Annotated in this window: 19 protein-coding genes; 7 read left to right on the forward strand and 12 right to left on the reverse strand. The window is 43.1% G+C overall.

Features of this window, described 5'->3' with window-relative positions:
* Positions 1-97 precede the first annotated feature (97 nt).
* Entirely contained in the window at positions 98-1,006 is a 909-nt protein-coding gene (locus QNM16_RS21010; RefSeq protein ID WP_284022234.1) for an AEC family transporter, read from the forward strand.
* Between the two features lie 125 nt (positions 1,007-1,131).
* On the opposite strand, the gene QNM16_RS21015 is transcribed toward QNM16_RS21010, so the two are convergent.
* Positions 1,132-1,356, reverse strand: a complete 225-nt coding sequence (locus QNM16_RS21015; protein ID WP_063361351.1) for a hypothetical protein — start codon at positions 1,354-1,356, stop codon at positions 1,132-1,134.
* A gap of 299 nt (positions 1,357-1,655) precedes the next feature.
* On the opposite strand from QNM16_RS21015, the gene QNM16_RS21020 reads away from it, so the two are divergent.
* Positions 1,656-2,969 carry a short-chain fatty acid transporter gene (locus tag QNM16_RS21020; protein ID WP_284022235.1) on the forward strand — a complete coding sequence of 438 codons (1,314 nt, stop codon included), beginning with the start codon at positions 1,656-1,658 and terminating at the stop codon, positions 2,967-2,969.
* Here QNM16_RS21020 and QNM16_RS21025 read toward each other — a convergent pair.
* The gene (locus QNM16_RS21025) at positions 2,966-3,979 is read right to left on the reverse strand and encodes a site-2 protease family protein (protein ID WP_284022236.1); all 1,014 of its coding nucleotides are present in this window, start codon (positions 3,977-3,979) and stop codon (positions 2,966-2,968) included. The genes QNM16_RS21020 and QNM16_RS21025 overlap by 4 nt on opposite strands.
* Before the next feature lie 224 nt (positions 3,980-4,203).
* On the opposite strand from QNM16_RS21025, the gene QNM16_RS21030 reads away from it, so the two are divergent.
* On the forward strand, positions 4,204-5,412 hold the full coding sequence (locus QNM16_RS21030) for an EAL domain-containing response regulator (protein ID WP_284022237.1): 1,209 nt from the start codon (positions 4,204-4,206) through the stop codon (positions 5,410-5,412).
* A gap of 25 nt (positions 5,413-5,437) precedes the next feature.
* On the opposite strand, the gene QNM16_RS21035 is transcribed toward QNM16_RS21030, so the two are convergent.
* Positions 5,438-6,517: a hemolysin family protein gene (locus QNM16_RS21035; RefSeq protein WP_284022238.1), complete on the reverse strand. Its 1,080-nt coding sequence runs from the start codon at positions 6,515-6,517 to the stop codon at positions 5,438-5,440.
* 128 nt (positions 6,518-6,645) lie between these two features.
* Here QNM16_RS21035 and QNM16_RS21040 point away from each other — a divergent pair, with 128 nt between their 5' ends.
* Positions 6,646-9,099 carry an alpha/beta hydrolase family protein gene (locus QNM16_RS21040; RefSeq protein ID WP_284022239.1) on the forward strand — a complete coding sequence of 818 codons (2,454 nt, stop codon included), beginning with the start codon at positions 6,646-6,648 and terminating at the stop codon, positions 9,097-9,099.
* Positions 9,100-9,312: 213 nt separating this feature from the next.
* Positions 9,313-10,017 (forward strand): response regulator transcription factor, encoded by a 705-nt coding sequence (locus QNM16_RS21045; protein ID WP_063361345.1) that lies wholly within the window; start codon positions 9,313-9,315, stop codon positions 10,015-10,017.
* Here the strand turns inward: QNM16_RS21045 and QNM16_RS21050 are convergent.
* From QNM16_RS21050 to QNM16_RS21075, 6 genes are all read right to left on the reverse strand, one after another.
* Positions 10,014-11,525 carry a YifB family Mg chelatase-like AAA ATPase gene (locus QNM16_RS21050; RefSeq protein ID WP_284022240.1) on the reverse strand — a complete coding sequence of 504 codons (1,512 nt, stop codon included), beginning with the start codon at positions 11,523-11,525 and terminating at the stop codon, positions 10,014-10,016. The genes QNM16_RS21045 and QNM16_RS21050 overlap by 4 nt on opposite strands.
* An 83-nt stretch (positions 11,526-11,608) precedes the next feature.
* Positions 11,609-12,223, reverse strand: a complete 615-nt coding sequence (locus QNM16_RS21055; RefSeq protein ID WP_284022241.1) for a trimeric intracellular cation channel family protein — start codon at positions 12,221-12,223, stop codon at positions 11,609-11,611.
* Between the two features lie 214 nt (positions 12,224-12,437).
* A complete protein-coding gene (locus QNM16_RS21060; protein ID WP_284022242.1) occupies positions 12,438-12,587 on the reverse strand; it encodes a hypothetical protein in 150 nt (49 codons plus the stop codon).
* Between the two features lie 165 nt (positions 12,588-12,752).
* Entirely contained in the window at positions 12,753-15,338 is a 2,586-nt protein-coding gene (locus QNM16_RS21065) for a M14 family zinc carboxypeptidase (protein WP_284022243.1), read from the reverse strand.
* A 74-nt stretch (positions 15,339-15,412) separates the two neighbouring features.
* The gene (locus QNM16_RS21070; protein ID WP_284022244.1) at positions 15,413-16,792 is read right to left on the reverse strand and encodes an ATP-grasp domain-containing protein; all 1,380 of its coding nucleotides are present in this window, start codon (positions 16,790-16,792) and stop codon (positions 15,413-15,415) included.
* Positions 16,793-16,796: 4 nt separating this feature from the next.
* Positions 16,797-17,744 carry an ATP-grasp domain-containing protein gene (locus QNM16_RS21075; RefSeq protein WP_284022245.1) on the reverse strand — a complete coding sequence of 316 codons (948 nt, stop codon included), beginning with the start codon at positions 17,742-17,744 and terminating at the stop codon, positions 16,797-16,799.
* 179 nt (positions 17,745-17,923) lie between these two features.
* Here QNM16_RS21075 and QNM16_RS21080 point away from each other — a divergent pair, with 179 nt between their 5' ends.
* Positions 17,924-19,051, forward strand: coding sequence for a M20 family metallopeptidase (locus QNM16_RS21080; RefSeq protein WP_284022246.1), 1,128 nt, complete (start codon positions 17,924-17,926; stop codon positions 19,049-19,051).
* 7 nt (positions 19,052-19,058) lie between these two features.
* Here the strand turns inward: QNM16_RS21080 and mutM are convergent, their stop codons facing one another.
* Both mutM and QNM16_RS21090 read right to left on the reverse strand, forming a co-directional pair.
* A complete protein-coding gene (mutM, locus tag QNM16_RS21085) occupies positions 19,059-19,868 on the reverse strand; it encodes a bifunctional DNA-formamidopyrimidine glycosylase/DNA-(apurinic or apyrimidinic site) lyase (RefSeq protein ID WP_284022247.1) in 810 nt (269 codons plus the stop codon).
* A 2-nt stretch (positions 19,869-19,870) separates the two neighbouring features.
* On the reverse strand, positions 19,871-20,362 hold the full coding sequence (locus QNM16_RS21090; RefSeq protein WP_284022248.1) for a hypothetical protein: 492 nt from the start codon (positions 20,360-20,362) through the stop codon (positions 19,871-19,873).
* A gap of 207 nt (positions 20,363-20,569) precedes the next feature.
* Between QNM16_RS21090 and QNM16_RS21095 the strand changes: the two genes are divergently transcribed.
* Positions 20,570-21,490, forward strand: a complete 921-nt coding sequence (locus QNM16_RS21095; protein ID WP_237138094.1) for a manganese-dependent inorganic pyrophosphatase — start codon at positions 20,570-20,572, stop codon at positions 21,488-21,490.
* 73 nt (positions 21,491-21,563) lie between these two features.
* Here the strand turns inward: QNM16_RS21095 and QNM16_RS21100 are convergent, their stop codons facing one another.
* Positions 21,564-23,384 carry an alpha/beta fold hydrolase gene (locus tag QNM16_RS21100; RefSeq protein WP_284022249.1) on the reverse strand — a complete coding sequence of 607 codons (1,821 nt, stop codon included), beginning with the start codon at positions 23,382-23,384 and terminating at the stop codon, positions 21,564-21,566.
* Between the last annotated feature and the right edge of the window lie 100 nt (positions 23,385-23,484).

Raw genomic sequence — 23,484 nt, forward strand, 5'->3', positions numbered from 1 at the left:
GGCAAGGGAATGACACACTAAAAAGTCCGTAATAAAGTCATGAAAAAATCCTTCATGCTCGTATAATGCACCTCTAATTCACTCGCACCGTTTTGCTATGACCCCTGTTGAAATTCTATTCCCCCTAATATTTTTAGTCCTTGCGGGGTTTGTATGCGGTAAAACCGGTTTTATAGCCACTAATCAGCTTGAAGGGCTCAGACGCTTTATATTTTACTTGGCGATCCCCGTTTTTCTATTTCTTAATATGTACCAAGCTGATCTATCAAAGGTGGCATCTGCAAAACTATTACTGGCTTTTTATCTCCCTGTCGCGACCTGTTACTTCTTAGTGCTATTTGCAAAATGGATGACACATAAAAATGCACTGAATGAAGCGGCCATGTGGGGATTAAGCGGCACCTACTCAAATACTGTACTGGTTGGTTTACCCGTTATAATTGCAGCGCTTGGCACTGATGCAGGTGCTATGGTGTTTATGATCATCACCTTCCACAGCGCTTTGTTGTTTGCACTCAGCTTTTTATTTTCTAGTACGGTGAAGCAGTCCCTCGTAGGTACCTTCAAACCTTTATTCATCAACCCCATTGTATTGAGTATTAGTCTTGGGTTGTTGCTAAATGCACTTGAGCTTTCTATTCCTAAATTAATGCTCTCTGGATTGGATTGGCTGGCCAAACCAGCTATTGCGGGGGCGCTGTTTGTTCTGGGGGTAAGTTTGGTGCAATATTCACTGCAACAAGCATGGCAAAGTGCACTCATTTTAAGCCTCGTGAAGCTGCTGCTTTTACCTGCTATGGTCTGGGGGTTTGCTTCTAGTCTCACTTTACCGACGATGCAGATCTCTGTGCTTACTTTAATGGCCGCCTCTCCGCTTGGAGTCAATGCTTACCTTGTGGCTAGGCAACAAGCTTGTGCGCAAGCGACACTTGCCAGTAGCGTCGTCATGTCCACGTTATTAAGCCCTTTGACCATGAGCTTTTGGCTTTATTGGCTTGTTCTTTAAAGTTTGTCTCATTGATAAAATTCGACGGGGTGATAGGGATATTAAAAATAACAGGTTAGACTCAGATGCATGGTAATGTCCACGCAACTGAGCTGACTTAGAAAAGTAAAATCGAGTGGTGTAAGTTACTCTCTAGAAGAGTACTTAGCAGCGTCGATGATCGCCCATAAATGAACAACCGCCGCAATAATTGCTGGCACCACTAAAAACCATAGCGCGTAGCCACCAAACGTAATAATCGCAAAAATAAGCGCAGCCAAAATACGGCCTTGAACTAACTGACCTAAGCCAGGAAAAAATATATTACATATTGCTGCAATAACATTACCGCCAGAACCTTGTCCTGCCATAAATACCTCTCTTTGTTGTATGTTTATTCCAATAACATTACATTGTGACAGAGTTTACAGAAGCTCCATGCTTCATTCACTATAAACAATATTAACCACAATGCGTGCCACATTTATTAATTCAACTATATCAACAACTTAAATATTTAAAAATAAGATTAGCTGACTTTATTTAGTCTAAAACACTAACTATTAGTGATTTCGTTAGTTATATTATCAAATATGACCATATTAGCTTAGCACGCCCACTATGCAGCAAAGCACTTTGTAGGTCGAATAATAAAAACAGGATTTTTCACATGCTAAACAAGATCACCCGACCACTGAGCAATATCGTTGAACGCTATCTGCCAGATCCCTTTGTTTTTGTCATCATCCTCACCCTATTTGTGATGCTAATGGCAACACTTTTCACCCCAGCTGCATCCATTGAGGTTATTGAAATCTGGGGAGCTGGACTTTGGAATTTACTCACCTTCGCCATGCAAATGCTCTTGGTATTAATCGCAGGATTTATGCTTGCCAATACACCGTTATGCGGCAGACTCCTCTCCAGATTAGCACAATGTGCAAAGTCACCAGGCCAAGCCATCTTGCTTGTTACTGTTGTATCCATGTTCGCAAGCTGGCTCAATTGGGGGTTTGGACTCGTCGTCGGCGCGCTATTTTCCAAAGCACTGGCTCGCCAGATTGAGGTCGATTATCGTGTCCTCGTCGCCAGCGCCTATTCAGGGTTTATCGTTTGGCATGGCGGTCTTGCCGGCTCAGTACCCTTAACAGTTGCTTCAGAGGGACATTTTGCCCAGTCTCAAATTGGTATTTTAACGACCGAACAAACGATTTTTTCGTATTTTAACCTCATTTTACTCGCTGTCATGTTGATCATATTACCCTTGTTAAACCGCGCCATGTTACCGCCTAAAAAAGAACAAATATTTATCGATAAGGAAAAGTTACGCTCAGCACTTCAATCATCAAATAAAACTAATTTAACCCCAGCAGAGCGCTTAGAGCATAGTCCGTTACTTGGCGGAATCATAGGGCTCATTGGTTGCGGCTATTTAGGCTATTACTTTTTAGTGGAGAATGGCGGACTAAACCTCAATATCATCATCGCACTGTTTTTATTTTTAGCGATCCTCTTACATGGCTCGGCTGCAAACACCCTTAATGCGCTACAAGAAGCCATCAAAGGCGGTGCAGGTATCGTGATCCAATTCCCATTTTATGCTGGCATTATGGCCATTATGGTAAAAACAGGTCTTGCAGAGCAGATTTCAGCGGGGTTCGTTTCTATCAGCAACGCACAAAGCCTGCCATTTTGGAGCTTTTTAAGTGCAGGGTTAGTTAATATCTTTGTCCCTTCTGGCGGCGGCCAATGGGCTGTTCAAGCGCCCATCGTCATTCCTGCTGCGCAAGCACTAGAAGCAGATATTGCCCGTGTTGCCATGGCTGTGGCTTGGGGAGATGCGTGGACTAACCTGATCCAGCCATTTTGGGCATTGCCAGTGCTTGCCATCGCGGGATTAAAGGCCCGAGATATTATGGGGTTTTGCCTGCTACAACTGGTTGTAACAGGCGTTATTATCGCCGCGATTTTAACTTTCGTTTAGCTAGATAAGACTTTAACTGGCAGGCTCAGGATCACATTATCTGAGTCTGCAAAGTGCCACATCACAGCAATGTGACCAACAGCGACCAGTACATAAAGTGCCGCGGATACAATCTGACCATACCTATCGAGGGGCAATAAATGAGTTTGATGCCTACTGCGCCATTCCAATAAAATCTCGACACTACCGATAAAAATAAAAAACGCCAGCAGCATTAAGCCAAACTCATAACTTATCCATAATCCCAGTGCCAAACCGCCTAAACAGGCTAATAAGCCCATCCAAGAACGCATCGAAAAACTAATGCTTTTTAATACATGCCCCCCATCGAGTGGCAAAATAGGAAGTAAGTTAAATAGATTAAGTAGCGCACTTAACACTGCGACCCCGGCAAAGATCTCTGCACCAGTCGCATAATATAAAACCACACCCAGCACAGAGGTAAAAAGGCCAAAAGCAGGCCCCATCAAAGAAATGATCACATCTTGCCAGCGCGTAGTCATCTTGTCTTCACTCATGGCTAAACCACCGACAAATGGGATCAAATAGAAGCCTTTAGTTTTTAGTCCAAAGTATCTCATTGCTCTAACATGGCCATATTCATGCACCACCAAACAGGCCACCAGCATTAACGCAAACTGCCAAGAGAACAACCATGCATAGCCCGCGACTGACGCACCGAGCAGTGCAGCTTTTATCACTTTAGCACTTTTAAATAATTTAAACCCAAGCGCAGCTAAACCGAGCCAATTACCGCGTTGCTGCGCTGTCGCATGTGGCACCTCTACCCATTGCCAAGGCGCATTATCAACCGACACAGCCAGCGCATTGGCATTTAACTCAGACGTATCTAGTTGTAGTTCATGCCCATCTAAATCAACCCTCAGCTGATGTGCTCCATGCTCTTCTATGGGCACTGACTGCTGCTCTTTATACACTTGTATTACTTTGTGTTGATGTATCATCACCGATACCATCATGCTTCCGATAGGAAGTTCAATTCTTGTCATCACGCTCACTACACTGTGAAATTTTTCCTATTATCACTAATTCGCAGTATCTATTGAAGAGAGATTGAGTGAATTATTGCTAAGTTGTACTACGCTTATGGTGTTGAACAGACACACTCTCTGATCTGTTTGCAATAATTTGGTCATACTTGTAAATCAAGTAAGATAATAGCTTTCTAATCTTAGCGAGCAACTGTGAAATTCAGCCCTAGGGACAGGAAATTATGAACAACCGTAGCCGACGCATACTTGTTGTAGATGACTCTCAAGCAATTTTAATCGTGATGCAAGCTATCCTCTCTGAGCTTGATGTCGAACACATTACGGCGGTCGACAGTGCAACAAAAGCGCTCGAAAAAATAAAGCAATCCCCCTACCCTTTTGATGCCATTTTTACCGATCTCAATATGCCCGAAATGGACGGTATGGAGTTTATTCGTCATCTCGGTGAGATACATTACCCAGGTGGCATTATAATCATCTCAGAAATGGAAAATCGCATCATAGATCTTGCGGCTAATTTAGCTAGACAACATTGCACCCACTTAATCGGCAATATCGCTAAACCGGTTCAACTCATCGATGTCGAAAGAAATTTAAAAAAATTAGATAGTTTTGTCGGCACAGAAGAAGAGTACGAGCAGCCCATCACGGAAGATAAATTACTCGAAGCCATTAGCCAACATGAGATCACCCCATTTTATCAACCCAAAGTACATCGTGGTACCAAGCAGATTAAAAGCATTGAAGTGCTGGCACGTATCGTCTCCAAAAATCAAGGACAAGTCATGCTGCCCAAGCGCTTCATTGGTGTGGCAGAAGACCTTGATTTGGTTAACTTACTGACTTTTCAGCTCTTCGAAAAAGCAGCTACAGAGTTTCAATTGATTAGAAATGAATTAAATTATCCTTTCAAGCTGGCATTTAACCTCTCGCCCATCCAACTCAATGACACAAGCTGTCCAGATAAATTAGCCTTAATCTTAGAGTTGAACCGCTTAAAGCCACAAGAGGTCATTGTTGAAATCACCGAAAACCAGCCGATTGTCACTAGCTTACAATTAGAGACCATCAACCGCCTGCGTTTACGGGGTTTTGACCTCGCCCTAGATGACTTTGGTACCGGGTTTACCAATATTCACCAGTTAAAGACATTGCCATTCACTGAAATAAAAATTGACCGCTCTTTAATTACCTATATTGAATCAGATCGATTTTCTCAGGTGTTGGTTGATAGCTTAATAGACATTGCTCAAAACGAGCAACTCGATATTGTCGCAGAAGGCATTGAACGAATAGAAGAATTACAGTATTTAGAACGGTATAAATTTAGTTTGTTGATGCAGGGCTATTTGATCAGTAGACCAAAAGCCCTGTCAGAGTTTGTGCGTTGGATACACTCTTGGCAGAGAATGATTAATTCTAACCCTTAATGATAAACACACAACGAATCAGATATTACTGCTCATCTTGCTTATCTGGTTCGTTTTCAGTGACAATGAGATGGCTATGATTATCAACACGTTGCTGCCATTTTTGTTTTGCAGCAGCTTGCATATCGCTGGTTTGCTCACGCTCATCAACAATGTCCATCCCCATCAAAGATTCAAGTAAATCTTCAAGCGTTACAATACCTTGAATATCGCCATATTCATCGATAACTAACGCAATATGAATGCGCTTTTCTAACAAGGTTTGGAACAAACTAGGAGCAGCTAAGGTTTCTGGTACCGTATACAGCGGCTTCATTAATTTACTAATTTTATACTCTTCACCTAACCTGTGGTAAGCCAGCATAATGTCATTTTTATGCACAAAGCCCACAATGTCGTCGCTGTTCTGATCAAATACCAACACGCGAGAAAATGATACAGAGCCATGATCAGCAAGATAGTCATGTACTGTCATATCTTTATGTACTTTAAAAAGTACCGTTCTGGGCGTCATCAGGTTTTCTAATTTGGCATGCCTAAATTGCAACAAACTACGAATTGTTGCAGATTCTTCAGCCTGCAGTGCACCGGCTTGAGAGCCCATTTCTGCCATAGCTTCTATTTCTTGACGAATATAAATGGACTCGTCGCCCTTCTTACCAATTAACTTGGTCAATTGATCAGACATCCATACGAAAGGTTTTAACAAGCGTACCATCCATACCAGTGCAAAGCTGACACTTGGTGTTAGCGCACGCCAGTATGTTGCACCGAGTGTTTTTGGGATAATTTCAGATAACACCAATACCAATAAGGTCATCACTGCCGATGCAATACCTACAGCCGCATCACCAAAGACAACGGCAGCTTGTGCACCGACACCCGCTGCGCCTGCAGTGTGGGCAACGGTGTTAAGCGTCAAGATAGCCGCCAAAGGCTTATCAATATTTTCTTTTAACTTCTCTACTCTTGATGCCAAAGTTGGGTTTTGTTGCTTCATCATCCCAACATGACTTGGCGTAATACTCAGTAGTACCGCCTCCATTACCGAGCACAAAAAAGAAATCGCGATAGCTAATAACATGTAGCTAATTAACAAAAACAAGGTCTACTCCTCACGTGAAAACCATTCACTTATATCATAGCTGTACAGCATTTAATCGCACAGCGCATAGCATTCTTTATGAATATGTTATATTACCGCATATTATTTACCTACAATAGGCGCATACTATGAAATTTAAGTCCGCGGTCACTTTACTCTTTTCCGCAATAGCTACGCAACTCAGCGCAGCGCCAATCGATCCTCAGAACATACAATTTATTGGTCCGATTGGTCAAAATATTCAAACTAAGCCGCATCATACTGGCCACCAATCAGCCATAGTCAATACGCTAATCAATAAACTCAGTGCAGATAGCCCATCATTAGAGGTATTTGGTGAGCAAGTTAAGTGGCAACCACTTGCTGATGTCAATGCGTTAACAATGGGTGGACTACAGGCACTCAAACTTGAGTTTTCTACATCACGATTTGTACAAGGTAAACTGACTTTAGCAGGTATTGAGAAAGCTCATGTATTTTTAAATGGTCAACAGCTTGATGGAAAAAGCGCTTATCAGCTCAATGCTGTGACTGGCGACCACCAACTACTTATCGTCGCAGAGCAAGTCAGTGACTGGAAAAAAGTAGCGGTTGATTTTACTGGCACAGCAGAACACGACCAACTTAACTTTACCAGTAAAAGCACAAAGGCACTCTCTGCCAAGCAACTTTTCGATGCACCGACAATCAGTGCAATCTCTGTCTCTCCTGATGCAAATTACTATGTTGCCACACAACAGCATTATCAGGATAACAAAGGCAATGCCGCACTGCGTGATACCGTACTTTACAATGAAGATGGTGACATTATTTATCGCCTAAACGGAGTGAGAGCTAACGCAGTAAGCTGGAGAGCGGACTCTAAAGTTGCGGTCTTTGTACAAAACAAGCAGTTAAAAACGCTCGATATTAAAACCCTGAAAGAAACCGTCATCGCGGAAGATTTAGATGGAGCCAGCGGGTTTAAATACTTTAATGACAATACCTTAATATTTTCATGGACAAAAACAGCCCCTAAAGGTGATAAAATTGTAAAACATTACAAAGGGTTAGAAGACCGCTGGTCATACGCACGGAATATTACCCAAGTGTATTTAATGGATATCAGCACGGGGCTTATTCAAGCTGTGACTGAACATGATCTCAGCCACTCCCTGAAAGATTTTGACGCCAAAAATAACCGCATTCTGGCCACTCGCTCACCAAAATATTATGCTGCACCAGCACACTACATGACAGAGCTGGTTGAATTTGATCTCAATACAAATAGCAGCAAAGTACTGGGTCAGTACGGTACTTTTAACGATGCACGTTATGGTAACGATGGCATTTACGTGACCGCGGGTGCCGAATTTGGCAATGGTGCAGGCCGCGCGCTTGATGAAGGCGTATTGGCAAACAACTATGATACTCAACTCTTTTGGATGAACACCCAAGGCACTGATATAAAAGCACTTAGCAAAAAGTTTGATCCTTCTATTGAGTCATTCAAAGTCCTTAACAATGGTGACCTTGTACTAAAAGCGGTAGATGAAGATCGCAAAAAACTGTATTTATTTGATGAAAGTAAAAACAAATTCAAATCGCTAAAAACTAAAATGGACGTTGTCGACAAGTACAGTGTCGCTGATAAGCGCAGCCCTGTCGTCATTGCGGCTGGTACTACGGCATCAACACCGCAAAAGTTAGTGCAATTAAATGTGAAAAACAATCGTGTAAGCACACTTTGGGACTCTCAGCCAATCGCTTATAAACAAGCTGAAATTGCAACACTTGAAGAGTTTAACTTCACTAATTCAGCTGGCACTGAAATTAAAGGTCGTGTCTATATCCCGCACGGCTTAGATAAAAATAAGCAGCACCCAGCACTTATTTACTACTATGGCGGTACATCTCCGGTTTCTCGCGGGTTTACGGGCCGTTACCCATTTAATTTCTGGGCGACCAACGGCTATGTTGTTTACGTATTACAACCATCAGGTGCAACAGGTTTTGGTCAAGACTTCTCAGCAAAACATGTCAATGACTGGGGCAACAGAGCAGCTGATGACATCATTGAAGGCACCAACGCATTCTTAGACGCTTATCAGTTTGTTGATAAAAAACGTTTGGGTAACCTAGGTGCCTCTTATGGTGGCTTTATGACGATGACTTTGGCGACCAAAACTGACATGTTCAGCGCATCGATTTCACATGCAGGTATTTCTAACCTAACGTCTTATTGGGGTCACGGTTGGTGGGGCTACCTATACTCAGCTGAGGCATCAAAGCACAGCTACCCTTGGAATAACAGCAAGCTTTACAGCCAACAAAGCCCTGTATTCAATGCTGACAAAGTAAAAACGCCATTACTATTGATCCATGGTGATGCTGACGTCAACGTCCCAGTTGGCGAAAGTCATATTATGTACACAGCGCTAAAAATGTTAAATCAAGACGTCGAGCTGATTGAATATAAAGGTGCAGATCATCAAATCTTCGCCAGAGACCGTCGTTTCCAATGGTGGGACACTATGCTCGCTTACTTTGATAAGCACCTAAAAGATGAGCCACAGTGGTGGCAACACATGTATGGTAAATAAAATCTTGTAGCAGCACTTTAGTGCTGCTATTTTTTTATGTGCAAGTAATAAAAAGCTAGAACTATTTCATTATTTTTAAAAAGTGACTAAATAGCATACAAATTACTGTCGTATTTCATTAGAGTTTTTATATAAAAATAGATAACTTAGGGTTCTCAGCCGAGAATTCTCGGTGCTAAGATAAAGATTAATTATTGAATAAGTTTCGAGACCATGAGCATAAACGTATTGTTAGTCGAGGACGATGAGTTACTGACTAAAAGAGTCGAAAGTCACTTTGCACAAACGGAGTTTCATATCACTGTTGATAATACCGGTGCTCGAACCCTAGAGCACGTGCAGGAGCATGCCCAAAAAGGCACGCCATTTATGATGGCTATCATTGATATAGTATTGCCAGCCACCGACGGCCTGCAACTAGCTAAGGAACTTAATACATTAACCGATCTCGGTGTCATTATGTTGTCTAGCCGAGATTCGCAAGCAGACCGCATCGCAGGTTTAGCGCAAGGTGCTGACGACTATGTCTGCAAACCAGTCGATTTATTAGAACTTGAATTGCGTATGCGCGCACTTTATAAACGTTTAGCTGGCGCACGTAATGAAGATGAATCCGAAGAGTTCATCGAATATGCAGACTTCAAATTGCACCCTGACAACCGTACTTTGATCAACCCAAATGGCGATGAAGCGCGGCTCACCGAAGCAGAACATAAAGTACTTATCTGTCTCATTGCCAATGCGGGTAAAGCCACCTCTCGCGCAAAGATCTCTGAGGATATAGGTCAGCCAGATTGGAGCCCAAGCGATCGTACTGTGGATGTATTAATAGGCAGACTTCGCAAAAAGCTGGGTGATGAAAAAGATCAAAAACGCATCGTTACTGTGCGTGGTAAAGGATATATGCTATCCACTTAGCGTGTAAGTTGTGAAAGCAGGCGCTCAAATGCACGATAGCTAAGCGCCTCTTTTAAGTCCGTCAGCATGATATCTTGATGTCTATTCAGATCGGCTATGGTACGCGCAACTTTAACCACTCTATGGTAAGAACGTGGCGATAGATGCAGTTTTTCAGTCGCTTTTGCTAAATAGTCTGCAACCCCATCCAATAACACACAATACCTGTCTAACTCTTTACTTGAAAGCTGTGCATTGTCTTTACCTTGACGGCTAAGCGCAACCAACCGCGCCTGCTCAACCCGCCCTCGAATACAGGCGCTACTCTCAGCTTCTGCTTTTGACTGCAGTTCAGCAGTACTTAGCCTTGGTAACTCAATTTGCAAGTCAATACGGTCGATAAAGGGACCGGACACCTTGCTCAAATAGCGCAATACTTGCTCCGGTGTGGAACGCTTATCGTTGTGGCACCCTGTAGGACTTGGATTTAACGCCGCAATAAGTTGGAATCGCGCGGGAAAGTCCACTTGCTGGGCAGCTCTGGAAATATTCACCATGCCCGTTTCCATAGGCTCCCTTAAAGAGTCTAAAACTTTGCGTTCATACTCAGGTAATTCATCCAAGAATAAAATGCCATTGTGTGCCAGAGAAATCTCCCCTGGTTTAGGCGTAGATGACCCGCCGACTAAAGCGACAGCAGAGCATGTGTGGTGTGGAGAACGAAAGGGCCGTTGACGCCATTGAGATGGGTCAATATTTTTACCGATGAGAGAATAAACCGACGCAGTTTCCAACGCTTGGTCAATTTGCATAGGCGGCATAATTGTAGGCATGCGCTGGGCTAACATAGACTTTCCAGTACCTGGCGGACCCAAAAATAAAACATTGTGTCCACCTGCTGCAGCAATTTCTAACACGCGCTTTGCAACCGCTTGGCCTTTGACTTCATTCATATCAATATGGGCGCTAAATTGATCTTCATCGGAGCACTCCATATGTTCATCAAAAGGCAACGCTTGCTGGCCGCCTAAATCCAACCATACATCTCGCAAACTCAACACGGACTTGCGTACACCGCTTGATACCAAGCTGGCCATCATTTGATTTGCTTTAGGAATATAACAACAACGCTGTGCATTCGCCGCCGCAATTAAAGCGGGAATAATCGCCGTCACCTCTCGGATCTCGCCTGTCAGTGCAAGCTCACCGTAAAATTCATAACCCTCTGTTTGAGTATGATTAAGCTGCCCAGACGCCACGATAATGCCAATCGCAATGGCCAAGTCATATCTTCCCCCTTGCTTTGGTAAATCTGCTGGGGCCAAATTAACGGTAATACGTTGCTCAGGAAATAAAAAGTGACAATGGGCTAATGCACAGCGCACTCGCTCCTTAGACTCTTTAACGGACGCTTCTGGTAAGCCAACAATATTAAAGGCGGGTAAACCATTACTTAGATGAACTTCAACCGTGACAAGGGGCGCATCCACCCCCACTTGTGCACGTGTATAAATTTTTGCTAACGACATCCATTGTCTCACAGTTAATTGATAAGCAACCTAATTGAACGCCGATTTACCCAACTGCCTTTTACAGTGAGGCAGGGGTAAACCTAAGAATTATATTTAAAAACATGTAGCACCAAATTCCATCTAATTGCCGCCAGACGTAACAACAAGATAGTCAACATCGACACCACCATAGTGACTTCTAGGGGCACTTCAAAGTGTGTTAGCTGAGTATATATAATCCCACCGATAATGCAGGTAATGGCATACAGCTCGCCTTTTAACAACATTGGCATCTCATCAGCTAACACATCTCGGATCACGCCACCAAAGCACCCAGTTAACACACCCATTATGATCACCGTTGTATCTGGCATTGCCAAGCTCATAGCTTTTTGCATGCCCATCACTGCAAAAAATGCCAGTCCGAATGCATCAGCAACCAGTAGACGCTGCTTTGGCACTATTTTTTGTCGATTAAGCCACCAAATGCATAAAATTACAGCACTAAAAATAGCAATAAAATAGCTACTATCATGGAGCCAAAATACGGGAGTATCTAAAATCATATCTCGTATTGTGCCACCACCAATACCGGTTACAGTTGCCAGCACCACCACGCCAAATCCATCCATATGCTTACGGTGTGCCAACAAAGTACCTGAAATGGCAAAGACCATAACACCCAGTAAATCAAACCAGTGATATAGTTCAGTCATACGCGCTTATCATCAATAACAGTAAAACCTAAATGGTAACTGACATCATCAATGCGCGCCAAGTATAAAAACCGCTTCACTCAGTAAAGCCTCCATGCGTATCACTCTTATCTTAGCAATCCATTGCCTTGATCGAACATAAAATGGGTCACCCAATTACGGACAGTTTGGCCACCCTCCCGTTCCCACACTATTCGCCCTAAAACCTGTACAATCAATAAAAATAGGGAAGAGTGATACTCTCAGCAAGCGAGTGCTGCGTTTCAGCTAACGCAGTTGTATCAAGAGTCACACTCTTGGTGTTTACTTCACTTCGCTCACTGGCGACAAAATTAGCAGGGGTGTTGGGAATTTTTCTTGCCAAATACAGAGCCTAAAAAATCAAAGAAATAATAAAATTAATACTTTAAGAAAAACGTGGATGTACAGATTAGATAAATAAAATAATTAATTTTGAATTTAATTCGAGTGATGAAACAACTACATTGCCTCTGCCGGAGAGCAAGATACTCCGGCATCAATTTGGCTGTTACTCCTCTGCACAAAAATACAGAGTGACGGGCTCTGAATAATTAGGAACATCGTCATAACTGAACACCGCATAATATTTACTGAGCTTTGCATTACCAAAATTATCTAATGTATATGCGTCTTTTCCGCCATACAACTTAACGCCATCAAACGGAGAACGTGGTGGATGAAATCGATTGCGTACTACAAAACAACCGACAAAATCGTCATCCTCAGGATTCTCCCACATTAACTTCACCACTCCCCCTTCTGTCTGAGCAGATAGATTTCGCGGTGCAGACACGGCCTGTTTGCGTCGCGAGATATAGTTGATTTTAAGCTGAGCAGGGTGTTGATCCTGACATGCAGTCCAATTAACTAAAGCATTGGTTGCTTGTGATTCTGAGGTTGCACGAATGATAAAGTAAAAGGGCGTATGTGCCTGATGCAGGCGCTCTAAAGCCTGTAAACTATAACTATCAAATATAAAGTGATGCTCAGCACGCTCACGCAACTGCTCATTACTCACTTCATAGCCGATATACTCTATTTTTTGACGCTGCTTAACCGCTTGGAAATCTACATCTTGCAGCTCTACAAGCTCAATCGTAAAGCGAACATCCTTGGCACTGGCAATACTGTTACAACTGCGCAGTGTCAAACATGCTTGAGTAAACACTGTTTTTTCGACAGGCAAATCGGCGTTTAAAGCAAACGCCATTTGCCCATAAACAATTTCTCCTTGCTCATCAAAACCAGAGGCAAGCCTATCCGCGACAACCGCATCTTTGTAAATCGTATTACAGCGAGTTGGTGCCAAAGTTAGCTGCTGCTCAGGGACCTGATAAACCAATTCCAAATTGGGACGGTAATGTAAGCCACTGCCAAAAGGACCGTAACCAATGTCAAATTGCATCACCTGAGAGTCATTGCCGATGGGCAGTGTTTTAGGACCTTGCAAGCGCAGCAATAAACTCTTTTGTGTAATCAACGAATTTAGTAAAGTGCGCTCTACCCCATTGAGCTGCCACTTCATCCAAATCCCTTGCGTCATCTTATCTGATTCAAAGGTCTGCCCTAATGTGTGCAGAGGCCTAGCTTCACTGACAGCTTGATAATCATAGATATCTACAATCTCATTTGGGTCAATAATGGACACTGACCACTCACCATATTGCTCAATTTTAGCCGCTACACGGTTCATTGGGTAAAGCGAAAATTCAGCGCGTTCAATATTAGCGCCAACAGGTAGAGTGCTTAAATCAAACTGCACCACGCCAAGGCTCACCCCCCGTTTCTTATCAACCCCAATAAACATCGAGTTATAACCAAAGTGCTCTTTGTTTTTAGACAAATAATTCTCGCTCAAATACCCTACATACTCTTTCGCGGGGAATAGTGTCCGCGCACTTTGATGTCGCGCTAAATGCGTTTTTAGCCTGAGCTCAGGGCTAAATGGTGATTTAATTTTAGTGACTTTATCTACAGCGCGAATATTATAAAAATAGCTCTGTCCACTGCGCAGCTGTGAGTCTCTAAACGATAAAGACTTGGTAATGGCGATTAGACTTTCTTCACCACAAGGACTTTTGTTACTTTCACTGCGATATAGCTCAAAGTAAATATCATCTCTATTGTCGTATTGCCACTCAAGCTCCACGCCCTCGTGATCGACGCCCTTAATCGTAAAATCGGCTACACGTTGAGGAGCAAGGGGCGAGTAATTTATCGCTTCATTCAAAGCATGTACAATCGCGGGAATATTTTCCGCAACGCTTTCTGACATATTCTTCATATAATCCGGAATATTCCTTGTCCCCACCTCAACCACAGTGGCAATGATCCCCTTGCGGTAATAATATTCACGACCACTGCCATGAATTAGCTGAGCTGGCGGTTTACCGCGATGGATCCCATATTGCCTGCCAGTGACTTTTTTGATCTCATGATTCATGTTGGCGCACAAAATATTGAGATCAGCCCCTTCGATCTCTACTTCATGGTTAAATTTATGCGCAGGGAAAAACACATTCCCCTGTGAGTGATAATCTAGTGCGATGCGAATATTGTCATGTTGTTCAACAAAATCCCGGATCGCACAAGTTTCAGGCTCTGAAAAAGCGTGTGGCCCGCCGTAGGTGTTTGAGCCAGTATTTTGATTACGCATAAATTTGGCATCAAAATTACGATTCAAGTCCACACCATAAGTACCATCGCCATTATTGCGACGGTTTTTTCGCCAAAATGAAAAGTGATTTCGTGAATACTCAAAGCCATCTGGATTTAAGCAAGGCACCATATACAAGGTATTACGGGTCAGCGCTGTTTGCAGCTTTGGATTAAAGCGATAATTTTCAGTAATATAATGAATAAATTTAAGTGCCAATTCATTTCCTATCCACTCTCTGGCATGAATAGAGCCTGTATACAACAAAGCAGGCTTATCATCCGCATAGGTCACATCTAAAGACACTGTCACCAACATGATCGGTCGTCCCTCCCATGTTTTGCCAATGCTTTGAAGGCGAATTAAATGTGGGTGTTCACTCATTGCATTTTGCAAGGCGTCGATGGTGTCTTGATAGGAAGCATATTGAATTTTCATAGCACAGATTTACTCTTAGGGCGGAAAAAGACGGCGGCAAAGCCCCCGTCACTAGAAGGATCTCTTTGGTTCAATTAGATTTGGCCTGCATGGTTTTGCCAATGCTCGACTATCTTCTCTAATTTTTTATCTTTGAGGTTTTTCACCACACACAGCTTTTGAGGGTCAGTATTGAGCGCTTCAACGACACCATGTGCACCAAAAGTCGTCATAATGTCATCAACCATCTTTTCACCCACACCTCGCACCTGACTCAACAGTGCCCTCACTTGGGCTTCATCAAACTGGGGCGCATCATAGTTATTGAGATCTTCGGCTAACTCATCACTGGCAGGAATTGGCTGCATGGCTTTGGCGGCAACAGTTTGAGCGCCAAGCACAAAGTTATCTTGCAGATTCCAAATTTCACTTGGCCACTCTTCTCCAATCTTGAAATTTGTATCTAAAATAGGAAACGCTTGTTCATCAAATTGCTGGAATACTTCTGCACAATCTTGGCTTGGCGTGTACTGAGAAAAACCGATATGACGCATGGTACGCAATAGTCGAGAGTCTATTTTGCCAAGCTCTTCCCAGTTATATAAAGGAATATTTGGCTTTCTGAAATAACCACTAGAGAGTAGCCACATCAAGTATTGACCGATCCAATCTCGGATGTAAGGAAATGCTGCGAAGGCCGTTGCACATTCTAAAATGCGCAATTTGCCATCTTTACCCAATGCTATATCACATGCCCAATATTCCGCATTGGCCGCTTTAGATGCGGCAGTTGCCAGCTTCAATACTGATTTGGGCACAGCTTGATAGTCCATACTCCCGCCTTGGCTGGTATTGGTTAACCATTCACCTTCGGGGGGCCTGCGCCAAAACGCACATACCGGTTTATGACCAATCAACATTACGCGAATATCCGCCTCCATAGGCACAAAGTCTTGAATGTAGAGTGGGTAATACTTTTTCTCACTCAGCAGAGCCTGTGCCTCCTCAGCACTATCTACTTTATGAACAAAATATCCACCATAATTCGACGGACCATAAGAGCGCTTAATAATTTTCGGATACTGTGCTTTTGCCAAATATTGCTGTGCTCTTTCGGGAATGTAGAATATTTCTGTATGTGGCGCAGGCAGCTTATATTTACGACAAAAGTGGGTGACGTTTTCTTTAGATTTATTCGAAAACTGGCTATCCAGTGAAGGTAAAAACCTAACCTCAGGTAAAGCACGCGCAATCTCTCTAAATGTTTCATAGGCCGTTGCCGGAATATTACCGATCAATACCTCAATTTTTTTACGCTTCACTTCGGCGATAAAGCGTGCCTTATCGTTACCCCAGTGATAAACCACAGTTTCAATTTTATCGGGCCAGCCTTTAAAATTAGACTTATCAAAAAAGCGCAGTACATAGTCCAAATAGAGCAAGCCAATTTTGGGTAATTGTGTTTTGTTTTGCATGAGATTAGGCCACCTTGGCAGATTGAAATGAAGTTTTATTAAGCACTGTTTTTTCAATCAAACCCACCATAGCTTGGATTTTAGCTTGATTAAATGTCAGTCCTAGCTGCTCTTGCTCTGGGGTTGCAAAAGCAGGAATTGTATTGACCTCTAACACTACGTACTGTTCTTTTTCTCGATCATAAATGAGATCAACCCCCGCGATCTCAAGCCCCAACGCTTTGGTTGCTTTTAATGCCAGTTCCACCACCTCATCATTCGCTTCACGCACAAATACACTGCCACCACTGGTGACATTGGTTTTCCAATCATCTTTAGGGGCTTTTCTGCCATAACAACCTACAAACTGACCATCAACAATATCGACGCGATAATCTGTATTGTCGTAATTAATGAAGCGCTCCACATAGAAATAGCGTAAATCTGTACGACTCAAAAATGGCATGATCATATCCAATGCCTGCTCACCTTCAATTTTTACAATACCGACGCCGCCCCATCCATCAGTGGGTTTATATACAAGCTTGCCGCCAAAATCGTGTAGCGCAGCACGTAAGCCGTCCATATCATTTTTGTGGCATAAACGGTAATCAGGCGTATATATCCCATGACTATTGAGCAAGTGGGAGGTGCGAAACTTATCTTCAGCCAGTGCAAAAGCTCGATAGTTATTCAACGTTGGAATTGTTTCATTGAGCGTTTCGTATAAATAAAGCTGATATTGTGTTTGCTGCCCTGCGTTGTAACTTAAAAAAGCATCTAATTGCTCCATTGCCACACCGTTACACTCAATCCCACCATCTCGCGCTCTGGCATCACGCAGATTTAGACCTGTACTAGCTAAGATCCCACGCTCGGCTAATGCGTGAACCAACTGTTGTTCAATTTCTTTTCCCCCGCCATTTTCGTACATCCAAATCCCGACATGCGGCGCCCGCGATACGGCTGTCATAAAGTATCTCCTTGGTTTAAAAATAGGTGCATAAACAGAGCCTTGTCTTACTAGTTAAGACCATCTGTATGACAAATTTTTGATCCTTTTACTGAACTGAAAACTGTTCATAAAAGCTTCACCGAACTGCAACCGAAAAACGCCACGATGAGCCAAACCTTCACAGGGAGAAGATTAGGATGAATCTGGACTATGCAGAATTAGCGGACTTAATTCGCTGTAACTCGCACAGTAAAAATAAACTTGGTGTGGATAAACACGGTGAGCAAATGATTGCGCTGATAGAGCCTCTGGGCTTTTCACTCACTCGCTACCAACGAGAGCACATTGGCGATCACTTGCTGTTTCGCTCACCTCGGAACTCAGGTAAACGCATATTATTACTAGGCCACCTCGATACGGTTTTCCCCAAAGACACCTTTACCGAGTTTTCAGAAGACGAATATTACGTCTATGGCCCGGGTGTCTGTGACATGAAAGGTGGAAATTGGGTTGCCTTAAATGCGCTTAGACAACTCAAGCAGCAATATGGTCAACTCGCAAATATCGATTGGCTACTGGTGAGCGATGAAGAAATTGGCAGCGATGATAGCCAGTCATTGACCACAAAAATTGCCAAGCAATATGATGCGTGTTTCGTCTTTGAAGCTGCAGGGAAAGAGCATGAACTTGTTGTCGCACGAAAAGGCATCGCGACCTACCATATCACCGTGACAGGTAAACCGGCCCATGCTGGTAATCACTATAGAGACGGTATTGACGCCAACTTTGCCATGGCCAATATGTTATTAGAGATGAGCTCACTTACTGACCTTAAAGCCGGCAGTACAGTTAACGTAGGCAAAGTACAGGGCGGTATAGGTGCCAATACCATATCGGGCAAAGCGACGATGCAAGTTGAAGCACGTTTTACCAATCATGCCGAACAACAAAGACTGCTAGAAGGCATTGAAAATATTTGTATGGCCATAGAGATCACTGGCGTAGAAGTGGATATACAAGGCGGCTTACAACGCGGTGTGATGGCACCGACCCAAGCGCAACAAGCGCTACTGGAGGAAATTAACGACATTTTAGGAGAAGCTCAACCGATCGAGCATCGTGGCGGCGTCTCTGATGCTAATACAGCTTCAGCTACAGGAACGCCAACATTAGATGGCTTTGGCCCCTATGGGGATGGCGACCATACGCGAAACGAACGTGCGCTCAAATCAAGTTTTGAGCTGCGTATCGAGCAGGTAACCGCCATATTATCGGAACTATGCTACAGGGCAAGCATCGCGGCACCTGCTGCACATCAAGCATAGCCTATTGTCAGCGCTGGCACTTAGTACAATAGACTGTGCTGCGCTGACCTAACCTGATCTCTTGTAAAATGGTCTCGCATTGCACGCAAGGCTCGCCTTTACGGCCATAGACCAGTAACTCTTGTGCAAAATAACCCGGCTTACCGTCACTTTGGGCAAAATCTTTTAATGTTGTGCCCCCTTGCTCAATTGCAGCGGCCAGCGTTTCTTTAATAATTGGCGTCAGCTTTTGATATCGTGCCAAAGAAATTTTACCGGCTTCACGTTTTGGGTGGATCCCCGCTTTAAACAAAGATTCATTGGCGTAAATATTGCCGACCCCAACCACCACATGGTTATCCATAATAAACTGCTTCACCGCGACTTTTTTACCACGACTGGCTTGGTATAAATGGTTAGCATCAAAAAGGTCGGTTAAAGGCTCCGGGCCTAATTTAGCAAAGCAACTGTGCTGCTGATCCGGTTCCTGCCATAAAAATGCACCAAACCGACGCGGATCATTGAGTCGCAACGCAAGCCCATTATCAAAAAGTAGCTCAACATGATCATGTTTTTTTAAGGGCTCGTTTTTTTCAACAACACGTAAGTTGCCTGACATGCCCAAATGCAAAATGCCGGTCCCAGCCTCACTTTCTAATAATAAATACTTGGCTCTGCGCTTAACTGCCAAAATGGCAGTGCGCTCCAGCTGGGCAACTTCTTCAGGCACAGGCCAACGCAAGCGACCGTTGTGAATACGAACCTCTTCAACCGTTCGCCCCTTGATATGAGGCTCAATACCTAAACGACTAACTTCAACTTCTGGTAATTCTGGCATAACTAAATTTCTATTGGTTTAAATAATTGTTTGGCAGTATCTGCACTGAGCTCTAGCCACTGCTGCTGGCGTTTAGCAAACAGAAAGTAGACTTCTTGCGTTCGATATAACTGATAACTCAGCGGCAACTCCTCCCCCGCTAACCAAAAAGTCACCACTGAAATAGCAGAGTCTGGATTAAACTGCTGTGGTGCGACCGTTTGTAATTCAAGGCTTTGCCACTGCTGAACTATGTGCACAAGATCCTGCTCAGTGTACTCGTCTTGCGCGGGTTCAATCAGTTTATTATCAATACGCCACGTTGTGCCAATACGCTCAATTTTAACCCCGGGGTAAGCCATAGCCAATACAAAGCTTTGTTCAGGCAAGACCATAACTCGTTCAAATTCAGCTTGTTGCGGATTGAGTTTATGATGAAGCCCATTGAGAAAAAAGATCATGATCAACATGGAAAAAATCACCACATTATTCCAAGCTTTGCGACTTAACCCCATATTGGCCCCATAGATACTTACAAGAAGATTAATTAGATCATAGTACTATACATTGCTAAGAAGCCGAGCTGTACTTTAATTCATTGGCCTATTTTAATTTCACAATCGCAGCTTAGACTATTTTCTAGGTCCAAAACCAGTCTGACACTGTATTAATGTGATTAATTTTTGCTAAAATAAGCGACAAAATTTTTTAGGAGTCCGTCAATGGCAATGTATGTAGTGGGTCATAAAATCCCTGATTCTGATTCAATTTGTGGTGCAATTGCACTGTCTTACCTTAAAAACCAAATTGGTGAAGAAGCAATTCCTACTCGTTTAGGTGATGTATCACCAGAAACACAGTTTATTTTAGATCGCTTTGGCTTCGAAGCCCCAGAGCTTAAATTAAGCTATGCAGGTGAAGAAGTGTATATCGTTGATCATACTGAAAAAACACAAGCACCTGATGACATTGACGAAGCAACCGTTGTCGGTGTTGTTGATCACCATAAACTAGGTGATTTAACCACTTCAACGCCACTTGAGTGTTGGATCCGTCCAGTTGGTTGTAGTAACACCATCATCAAGATGATGTATGACTTTTACGGTGTTGAAATTCCTAAGGACATCGCAGGCCTGATGTTAGGCGCAATTTTATCTGATACGGTTATTTTCAAATCACCGACATGTACAACAGCAGATATCAAATGTGTTGAAGTATTAGCAGAGATTGCTGGTATTGAAGATTTCAAAGCGTTTGGCATGGAAATGTTCAAAGTAAAATCAGCGGTTGAAGGCACGCCGGCTCGCGATCTTGTAATGCGTGACTTTAAAGACTTTAACATGAACGGTAACCTAGTTGGTATCGGTCAGCTAGAAGTCATCGACCTGTCTGTATTTGACGAAATCAAAGCAGACCTAGAAGCAGATATCGCAAAATTAAAAGAAGAAGGCGGTCGTCATTCAGTACTACTGCTTCTTACTGATATCATGAAAGAAGGCTCGCAAATGCTGATTGCATCAAACGATGAAGGCATTATCGAAAAAGCCTATGGTCAAGCGCCTGAGCAAAGCCGCGTTTGGCTTGATGGTGTACTAAGCCGTAAAAAGCAAGTAGTACCACCACTTCAGGATGCATTTGCTTAATCGCAGATTTGTAATAAAAAACCGAAGCTTATGCTTCGGTTTTTTTATATCCATCATGCCCACGCATTGATAACTACTGGGCTTGATGAAAAGCTAAAACCGCATCAATCACCGTATCAGGGTGCTCAAAGAAAAGTTGATGACTGGTATTCTGTAAAGGGTAATAATGACCGCCAGTGTCATTAGCCAGAGACTGGCTCCAAAAACTCCCCTCTTCTTGCCATTTTATCAAAGCAGGTTTGTCATCCTCTGAAGCAAGCGCTATATCATGACGCTCAAAATCACCATCTACGATACTCACAGGCACACTCAATGCTAGGTTCAAATGACTGACCGTCTCTAAATCATCATGATAGCTCATCATTTCCTTTATACGCGTTACTTGTTTATCAATATCGGCACGCTGATTTGTCACCAAATCATAATAGGCCCAATCCATGTCTTCTTGATAAATATCAGGGATAAGTGACTCGATCTCAGCTCGCTCTATGGCTATTCTCTCCATGCTCTTGTCGCTCCAATTACCTGCAGCCACATGCTCTAAGAATATCTCAGGGTATGCTCTAAGCTCTGCAACAGGACCACTCTGATATAGTTGGATTGAATGCGCCATAATGACATCAGGGTCGACCCAGACAACCCCGTTAATATCAATATCTGGGTTGGGCTCAGCTAAATACATTAAAGTCGTTAAATTTGCATTCGAAAATGATAACAGTGTGACTTTTTCTATCTCAAGTAATGCCAATAAACCTGGTAAATCAGCGGCAAAACTAGCCTGTGAAGGTGTATCACTTGAGCCACTCCAAGCACTCCCAAGCCTATCAATTACATGTACTCGACTGTGCTTTGCCAACAAAGGCTGAATTAAAGCAGCCCATGCAGAATCGCTGTGAAAAAATCGATTAGCGCCAGGTAAAATCACGATATCTCCAGCCGCTGAGTCATCACCTAAGCTTCTAACATGATACCTTTTTGAGTCAACGTTATATAAAGCCGATCCTTCCATTATTGGATATTGGCTATGCTCTGTAAAAAAATCTAAGATTTCATTTGCGGTATCATAGTGTGAAAATGACCATTGATGCCCCCCACCTTGAATAGAGATCAATTTATTCGTCACACCTTGCTCAGACTGATAAACGCGTTCAGTGACCGACGCATTGTATTGATCCTCAGTGTAATCTAGATCTAGTCCATTTTGCTCGGCAATGACTTCGATAGCATCAGGTGCAGACAGCAGAGGAAAGTTGTTATCTACATAGCCCGTATAAGGTAATACCTTATCAGCAGTGCCTTGAACCAACATGTAATGGGTGGGTTCTGAGATCTGGCAAGTACGTCCTAATTGCGCTGACATGGGGGCACCCACACTAACAACAGCCCTAAAGATATCGCTGTGCTTGCACAACATATTCTGACTAAATAATCCGCCTTGTGAGTATCCTACTGCGTAATTTTCCCCTTCGAGTAAATTATAATCACGATGCATTTTTTCAACTAACTGAACAACAAAGTTGACATCGTTTGCCCCCAATCGTGACGCGATATTACAGCTACACCCTTCGTCCCATTCAACTTCCTGCGATTTCGGATAAACAACAATGTATTCATCACTCAATGTTTCTAATTGAGTCATTGACTGCATGCCCAGCTCACTTTGGCCCGAGCCATGAAAGGCAAGTAGTAACTTATATGCTCGAGCGGGGTCGATACCCCCTTGAGGAAAAGCGACAATATAATGTTGACCAGACAAAGACAGTCGCATGGATGATTTGTCAGTGGCTGAGGTCTCAGTATTCTTTATGGGGCTTATTCCAGTCCCCTCACTCTGACCGCCACCACAGGCTTGTAGCAAGAAAATAAATAAAAAAAGACCTAGTTGTACTCTCATAATCACAGCTCCAATTTTCGTTGCGTTTAATATAATGAAGCTGATACATTGAAATCATAACCTGAGTGAGACTAAGTTAAGAGCTTTTCCTTACCAAAAA

Origin of the sequence: Pseudoalteromonas umbrosa (assembly GCF_030125375.1) — a bacterium.
Lineage (GTDB): Bacteria > Pseudomonadota > Gammaproteobacteria > Enterobacterales > Alteromonadaceae > Pseudoalteromonas > Pseudoalteromonas umbrosa.